The organism is Lacticaseibacillus hegangensis, from assembly GCF_003946465.1.
GTDB lineage: Bacteria > Bacillota > Bacilli > Lactobacillales > Lactobacillaceae > Lacticaseibacillus > Lacticaseibacillus hegangensis.
Window position 1 is genome coordinate 1 of record NZ_RHOL01000057.1, and the last position, 7,166, is coordinate 7,166.

General features: G+C 57.0%; 7 protein-coding genes. 6 read left to right on the forward strand and 1 reads right to left on the reverse strand.

Annotated elements, in window-relative coordinates; genetic code table 11:
- The first annotated feature begins 294 nt into the window (after window positions 1–294).
- The 3 genes from EKM86_RS12080 (at window position 295) to EKM86_RS12090 (ending at window position 3,102) form a co-directional block, all read left to right on the forward strand.
- Window positions 295–1,593, forward strand: a complete 1,299-nt coding sequence (locus EKM86_RS12080) for a UDP-N-acetylglucosamine 1-carboxyvinyltransferase (RefSeq protein WP_125758312.1) — start codon at window positions 295–297, stop codon at window positions 1,591–1,593.
- Window positions 1,594–1,688: 95 nt separating this feature from the next.
- Window positions 1,689–1,943, forward strand: a complete 255-nt coding sequence (locus tag EKM86_RS12085) for a type B 50S ribosomal protein L31 (RefSeq protein WP_125758314.1) — start codon at window positions 1,689–1,691, stop codon at window positions 1,941–1,943.
- A gap of 505 nt (window positions 1,944–2,448) precedes the next feature.
- Window positions 2,449–3,102 (forward strand): hypothetical protein, encoded by a 654-nt coding sequence (locus EKM86_RS12090; protein ID WP_125758316.1) that lies wholly within the window; start codon window positions 2,449–2,451, stop codon window positions 3,100–3,102.
- Here EKM86_RS12090 and EKM86_RS12095 read toward each other — a convergent pair.
- Window positions 3,099–3,728, reverse strand: a complete 630-nt coding sequence (locus EKM86_RS12095; RefSeq protein WP_125758317.1) for an SMI1/KNR4 family protein — start codon at window positions 3,726–3,728, stop codon at window positions 3,099–3,101. The genes EKM86_RS12090 and EKM86_RS12095 overlap by 4 nt on opposite strands.
- A gap of 83 nt (window positions 3,729–3,811) precedes the next feature.
- On the opposite strand from EKM86_RS12095, the gene EKM86_RS12100 reads away from it, so the two are divergent.
- From EKM86_RS12100 to EKM86_RS12110, 3 genes are all read left to right on the forward strand, one after another.
- A complete protein-coding gene (locus EKM86_RS12100) occupies window positions 3,812–4,567 on the forward strand; it encodes a hypothetical protein (RefSeq protein ID WP_125758319.1) in 756 nt (251 codons plus the stop codon).
- Window positions 4,568–4,620: 53 nt separating this feature from the next.
- Window positions 4,621–6,006 carry a UDP-N-acetylmuramoyl-tripeptide--D-alanyl-D-alanine ligase gene (locus tag EKM86_RS12105; protein WP_125758321.1) on the forward strand — a complete coding sequence of 462 codons (1,386 nt, stop codon included), beginning with the start codon at window positions 4,621–4,623 and terminating at the stop codon, window positions 6,004–6,006.
- A gap of 167 nt (window positions 6,007–6,173) precedes the next feature.
- Window positions 6,174–7,016: a helix-turn-helix domain-containing protein gene (locus EKM86_RS12110; protein WP_125758323.1), complete on the forward strand. Its 843-nt coding sequence runs from the start codon at window positions 6,174–6,176 to the stop codon at window positions 7,014–7,016.
- Window positions 7,017–7,166 lie beyond the last annotated feature (150 nt).

Here is a 7,166-nt window from a genome sequence, read left to right on the forward strand (position 1 = left end):
ACCGCCGTATACGGAACCGTACGTACGGTGGTGTGAGAGGTCGGTAGCCGAATTAATCGGCTACCTCCTACTCGATTTTTGACTGCCAGCTTAATTTTCGTGAAAGCCGCGTCAGACTGGTCATTTCGGGTTGTGTTTTGCGCTGCAGTTCATTAGAATATAACGGTGAATGCGATTTTTATCACGCATCATCCTACCAGTATTCGTAACTAATTGAAGCAATTATTCGAGGCCAGCTTCAGCCTACCTGACCGCCTAAGGGCGCTGTGCTCGTATTAGTGAGGAAAAGACTAAATGAAAAATATGCTGATCCACGGAGGCAAAAAGCTTTCCGGCACCGTCGTGATCGGCGGGGCGAAGAATAGCACCGTGGCCTTGATTCCGGCTGCGATTTTGTCCCGCACCCCGGTCATCCTAGAATCGGTGCCGGTGATCCAAGATGTGACCAACTTAATGGCAATTTTAGACGAAATGAACGTGTCCTCGACATTTGCCGACTGCGTGTTGCGCATCGATCCATCGCACATTCAGAATGTGCCGCTGCCAAGCGGTAAAATTAAAAGTCTGCGGGCCTCCTATTACTTTATGGGTGCGCTGCTCGGCCGCTTCGGCCGCGCCGTTGTCGGCCTGCCCGGCGGCGATGACATCGGGCCGCGGCCCATTGATCAGCACATCAAGGGCTTTGAGGCCCTCGGCGCCACGGTGACCAACGATCACGGCGCCATTTCCATCACGGCGCCCAAGGAAGGCCTGCACGGCGCCCGGATTTTCTTTGATATATCCTCGGTGGGGGCGACTATCAACGTGATCCTGGCAGCCGTCACGGCCCATGGCCACACGGTGATTGAAAACGCGGCCAAGGAGCCGGAAATCATCGACCTGGCCACGTACTTGAATAACATGGGCGCCGTGATCCGCGGCGCCGGCACGGACACTATCCGGATCGAAGGCGTCGCGCAGTTGGCAGCGCATAACGCCCACACCATCATCCCGGACCGCATCGAGGCCGGCACTTACCTGGCCATGGCCGCTGCAGTGGGCGATGGAGTCAACGTCAAAAATATCATCTCGGAGCACCTGGACGCCTTTTTGGCGAAGCTTGAGGAAATGGGCGTGGTGATGGACGTCGGCGAAGATAGCATCTTCGTCTATCCTTCCGGTGATTTGAAAATGGTGCAGGTCAAGACACTACCGTATCCAGGCTTTGCCACGGACCTCCAGCAGCCGATCACGCCGCTGATGCTCAAGGCGCACGGCGAAGGCATCATCATTGACACTCTATACCCCAAACGGGTGCGGCACATTCCTGAACTCGTGCGAATGGGCGCGGACATCACCATCGAAAATGATGTGATCATCGTCCACCACGCCGATCACCTAGAGGGCTGCGAAGTGGCGGCCGAGGAGATTCGCGCGGGTGCATGTCTGATGATCGCCGGTCTGATGGCAGAAGGTGATACCACCATCACCAAGGCGGAGAACATTTTGCGCGGGTACGATCGCGTCATCATGAAGCTGCGCAATCTGGGCGCCGACGTCGAGTTGATCGACGAAGCCGCACCAGCCGAGCAGGCGCTGCGGGCTGAAAACTGATTGCACATTTTTCGCCTGCATGATAAAATGCTAAAGTTGTGTATCACAAGTAATCTCTAGGTCAGGCAATGGCTTAGGGCAAAGGAGAAGATATTATGAAGCAAGGTATCCACCCAGATTATCACCCAGTTGTGTTCCTGGACTCCTCGACCGGCTACAAGTTCCTGTCCGGTTCAACGAAGAAGTCTTCTGAAACCATCGAATGGGAAGACGGCAACACGTACCCGTTGGTCCGCGTTGAAATTTCTTCCGATTCCCACCCGTTCTACACGGGCAAGCAGAAGTTCAGCAAGGCTGACGGCCGTGTTGATCGCTTCAACAAGAAGTACGGTTTCAAAACCGAAAAGTAACCTCAAGCAACGACAAACTCATCTGCGGATGAGTTTTTTTGTATGGTGCAGAGACATAGCGCCCCTAGGGGGACAGACATGCGGAGCTGCTGGCTGCTCCCCCGTTGCCAAGTCGAAGCCCGATTGTGGCGTAGACGGCACCAATCACGCTTTTGACCGCACCAAAGCGGTTATTTTGGCCGGGGAATGCCGCACTGCCGCGATTTACCTGTGCCAGTTCAATATTACAAGTTTTATTTATGAAAGTTGAACAGATATCCGCAAGTGACGTTATATAATGAAACCATATTAAGGCGGTTGTGATTTTGCCTTAAGCTTACACATTAACTTACACTCCCAAAAAAGTTCCCCCAAACTTTTCCACCAGCGATGGTGGTTTTTTTTTGCCCCAATCGTCGCTTGAAGTGGCCTAAGTCAACGACTTGATTGCGTCAGTGAACAAATGGCAGCTCGCCCTTGCCAAGTGCCGGCTGCCTTCAGTAGACTAAAAGCAAAAGGAGTGCTTATGACGAAACTAGTGAAATGGTTGTACGGATTGAACGTGCTGGGGGCGCTGGCGTACATCGCCGTGTGCCTGCCGAAACTGTTGATGGGGCAGCCCATATACCCCGGCCAGGCCGGCCTGCTCGGCCAAGTCACAGCCGGCATTGTGCTGGCCCTGCTGCCGCCTGTGCTCGAGCGCTTGTTTCATTTTCAGTTTCCGCCCATCCTGAAGCTGATCTTTGAACTTTTCATTCTAGGTTCAGTGCTGCTCGGGACAGGGATGCAGTTCTACAACATTCCGTACTGGGATAAATTCCTGCACCTGTTTTCAGCCGCGATGCTGGCTGGGCTGGGCATGGCGATTTTCTGTGCGCTGACGCCGCAGGAGCGCTTGAAGACGACCTCGCCGCTTTTGATCGCACTGTTTGCGTTCACGTTTGGCGCGACGATCGGCGTCTTTTGGGAATTCTACGAGTTCACATTTGACGGCCTGCTGGGGCTGAACATGCAGCGCTACATGGCCCATGGCGTGCTGCTGGCCGGGCGAGCGGCGCTGATGGACACGATGGGTGACCTCTTCGCGGATGTCTTCGGATCCCTGGCGCTGTCGGTTTTTGCCTACTTCCAGGTCAAAAAAGACGTGAAGTGGCTTGCCGCATTCCAGTTTCGCCGTTAGAGCCAGGCGGCCAGGCGCTGTCTGAGCGCTGGAGAAAAAGCGGCCCAGCGAAACTGGCGCGCAAAGTCGAGCTCGGCCTGCGCGGGACCGGCCAGCCCGGGCTGAGTGAGCCAGTAGGCTAACCACTCGCCGTAGTGCTCAGCGGCAAAAGTGGTGCGGGCATAGTCGCAAAGCGCAGGCAGCGCCGCGGCGTCGGTAATCAAAGCGGCATGCGCAAATTCCTGAGCGGTCGGCGCGGCGGTGAGTATCGGCGTGACCCACTTGAGTTGGTTTAAAAATTGCGCAAAACTATCAGCCACGGTCAGCCACTGATCGACTTCCCAGTCGATATAGCGGATCGCCGGGCCCGGCGTGGTCAGATCAAAGCACCAATACCGCGCGCCGTCTGCGGCAAACGGCAGCAAGTGGTCTGGCAGCGGGGAGGCCAGGCGTGGACCAGGCCGCGCGAGCGCGTGAATGGCGGCGCCGGTCAGCGATTCGCTGGTCGGTTCTGGAGTCGGGCAGAAGTCACGGCGCGGCCACTGGCCTGTTTGGACCATGGCAAAGTATGCCTCAGGCACGCGCGGGTCTCGCGGGATTGTCGGCAGCGCCGTGAGCGGAGTCACTGCAGGCGGCCATGGGATCATCAGGATCATCCTTTCTAAATGCCCAGATACCGGGCGAGGTCAGCAAGAAAGCTGTATAATTGGGCTGGAGAGTGGAGACTACGATGCGGAATAATATTGTCTATGTTCATTACGAGCCGCTGGCGAACATGTTCAAAACGGCAGGCTTGTCGGCCAGTGACGTGCTCAACGCCACGCCGACGCCTTTTCGGCACCTGTTGCTGTTGCCGCCGGTCGACGAGGATGAGTTCATTGACCCGCACACGGGGTTCAACGAGGTCTCAGGTGAGGCGGCGGTCACCGATTTTCTGCGCAGCAAGGCCGCCCGTACACGCAGCTGGCTCGATTACAAGCATGCCAGCTACCTGCGGGATCTGTTGCCGACAGAAATTGCCGAGCTGCTTTACTTGGGCTTTGCCAAAACGCATATCACCCCGCCATTTTACTACAAGTTGCAAAATGAGCTGGTGTTTTTGCCGCTTCAGGACGGGCAGGTGACCATGTACTTCCGCACGCTTGACCGTTTCAGCGTGACGCTGGCCGCCGGAATCGTCCGACACCTGCGCCTTGCCGCCAACGATCAGCCGTTCTGGTTGCGGCTGCGCGCCCAGCACTTCCCGCAGGTGCCGACCAGTGTGCTTGCCGACTTGTACCCGCTGTTTGAAGACGGCGTTTTGATGGACTTTTCGAAGACCAAGTTTTCCCGCACGCAGGTCAAGGTGCCGCTGCACCGGGTCCGTCGGCGCTTCGTGCTCGAGCAGCCGCTGGACCAAGACGGGCTGGAAGAAATTGGCGAAGTCGCTTTGACTCGCGCCACTAATCAATGGCGCCTTCGCCTGAAAACAGTGGCGGATCAGTAGCCGTTGCGCTACAATGTTACCGCTGTGTTTATCAACAGGTGGGGGACTTTACAATGAAAATGAAGTTAAGTGAGATCGCACGGGTCGTCGGTGCGCATTATGCAGTGCCAGATCCGGTCGCGCCCACAGTGACGGGCGTCGCGTTTGACACGCGCAAGCTGCACCCGGGAGATTTGTTTGTGCCCATCATGGGCGAGCGCGACGGCCATGACTTTATCGGCGCCGCTGAAAAGGCGGGCGCCGCTGCCACGTTTGTGCAGGCGGGCCACGCGCCGGTCGGCACCGCCTTACCGCAGTTGGTCGTGCAAGATCCGCTTAAGGCCTTGAACGACCTTGCCCGGTATTACCTGCTGATGAAGGTCAACCCCAAGGTGGTGGCCATCACCGGCAGTAACGGCAAGACGACGACCAAGGATATGACCGCGGCTATTTTGGCCACCCAGTACCACGTGATCAAGACGCAGGATAATTACAACAACGAAATCGGCGTGCCGATGACCATCCTGTCGATGGATACCAATACCGAGGTGCTGGTTGTTGAGATGGGCATGGATCGGCCTGGGCAGCTGGACAAATTATCCAAGCTGGTCGAACCGGACGTTGCGGTGATCACCATGATTGGCGAGGCGCACATCGAGTTCTTCAAGACCCGCGACAAGATTGCCGATGCCAAAATGGAGATCACAAACGGGCTGAAAGAAGACGGCTTGTTCATTTACAACGGCGATGAGCCGCTGTTGCGCGAGCGCGCCGAGCACATCGTGCAGGATCAAAAAACGTTCGGCCTGAACCCTGACAACATTTTGTACGCGCGAGACATCAAGGCCGGCGAGACACAAACCGATTTTTCGCTTTCGCGCTGGCCGGATCTGCGCTTTTCGATCCCGATGATGGGCGAATGGAATGTTGCCAATGCGCTGGCCGCCATTTTGGTCGGCCGCCGTTTCCACATTAAACCCGAGGCAATTCAGGCCGCGCTCAAAAATTTCCCGGTAACCAAAAATCGCACCCAGTGGGTGACCGGGGATGCCGGCGAGCCGATTTTGTCCGATGTCTATAACGCCAATCCGACCGCGATGAAGGCAGTTTTGAATGATTTTGCCGAGTTTCCGTGCCGCGGCCGCCGGATTGCGGTGCTGGGCGACATGCTGGAGCTGGGCGATGCCAGCGCGGCGCTGCACGCCAGCGTGGCGTCGGCGCTTGACCCGGCCAAGATCCAGGACGTTTACCTTTACGGCGACGAAATCATTGCCCTAAAAGAGGCACTGGCTGGCAAGTACGCGCCAGAGCACGTGCACTATTTCCCCAAGGCCGAGCAGCGGCGCTTGATCGTGGCGCTGGAAGACCACATCGTGCACGACGATTTAGTGATGCTCAAGGCTAGCCATGGCCTGCACTTAGAAAAAGTGTTGCAGGCGCTGATCGAAGGGGCAGAATAAACTGAAAAAAGCGGCGAAGCGCCGCTTTTTGTGTTTCAAAACAACTCAAGCGGCCACTCAAGCGGCAACTCAAGCACTGGTTGATAGGCAAAAAGCAAATCTGCGATTAGGCTGAAAGCAGCGTTAACCAAACGCAAACGCGGCAAAGCCGCAAGGAGGAATCAATCATGCAAATTTTTGATGCGCGCCACATCGGCCAGCAGATCGCAGCCGGTCGCAAGGCGAAGAATATGACGCAAAGTGCGCTCGCGGACCAGCTCAATGTGTCCTATCAAGCCGTTTCTAACTGGGAACGCAGCCAGTCGCTGCCCGATATCGATAAGTACGCCCAGCTGGCAAAGGTGCTGGACCTGAACCTGGATGACCTGATCGGGGCGGAAGGCGCCCGCACCGTCACCATCATGGATGACGACAGCGCGCCGGTTGACGCGCGGACCCTGGCCGAGGCGGCCCCGGTGATGAAACCCGCGCAGGTCGAACAAAAGGCGGCCCGTCTGTCGCCGAATTTGACCACCCTGAAAGAGATCGCGCCGTTTTTGAGCAGCACCACGCTGAAGGAAAAGGTCATGGCGCAAATCGCGCAGCCGGGGTTTGCGCAGATGCTGGTGCAAATTGCCCCATTCATGGCCACGGCCGATCTGGACGCAGTGATTGCGGCCGGCGTGCCAGCTGACGACGATCACCTGGAGGAGCTGTTCAAGCTGGCGCCGTTTCGGCAGACCACGTCAAACGACCAGTTGGGTAGCCAGTTGCTGAAAGCGCGCGGGTCATTAAACGCCGTGAAAAAGCTGCTGCCGTTTATGTCACACAACGTCGTCAATGAGCTGTTTACGACGCGGGCCCAGGCAGATTTGACTGCCGATGATCTGACCGCGCTGGCGCCGTTTGTCTCCGAAACCGTGCTGGCTGACCACGTCCGGCAGCTGAGTCGGCAAGGCAACGGCAAGGCGGCACGCAAATTCATGCCGTTTTTGTCAGAGGCCACACTGGTGAACTTGTTGGCCAACTAACGGTAAATTGATGGTCCCGGCGCTGCCTGGCGCCGGGACTTTTTTGGTGCGCCCGGCATGGGCGCCAACTTGGTGGTGAAAGTCCACTGCGGGCCGTAGTAGTCGGAACCGCTAGCCAAGGGCAAGGGTGTCCATCGCGAGGTGGAATCT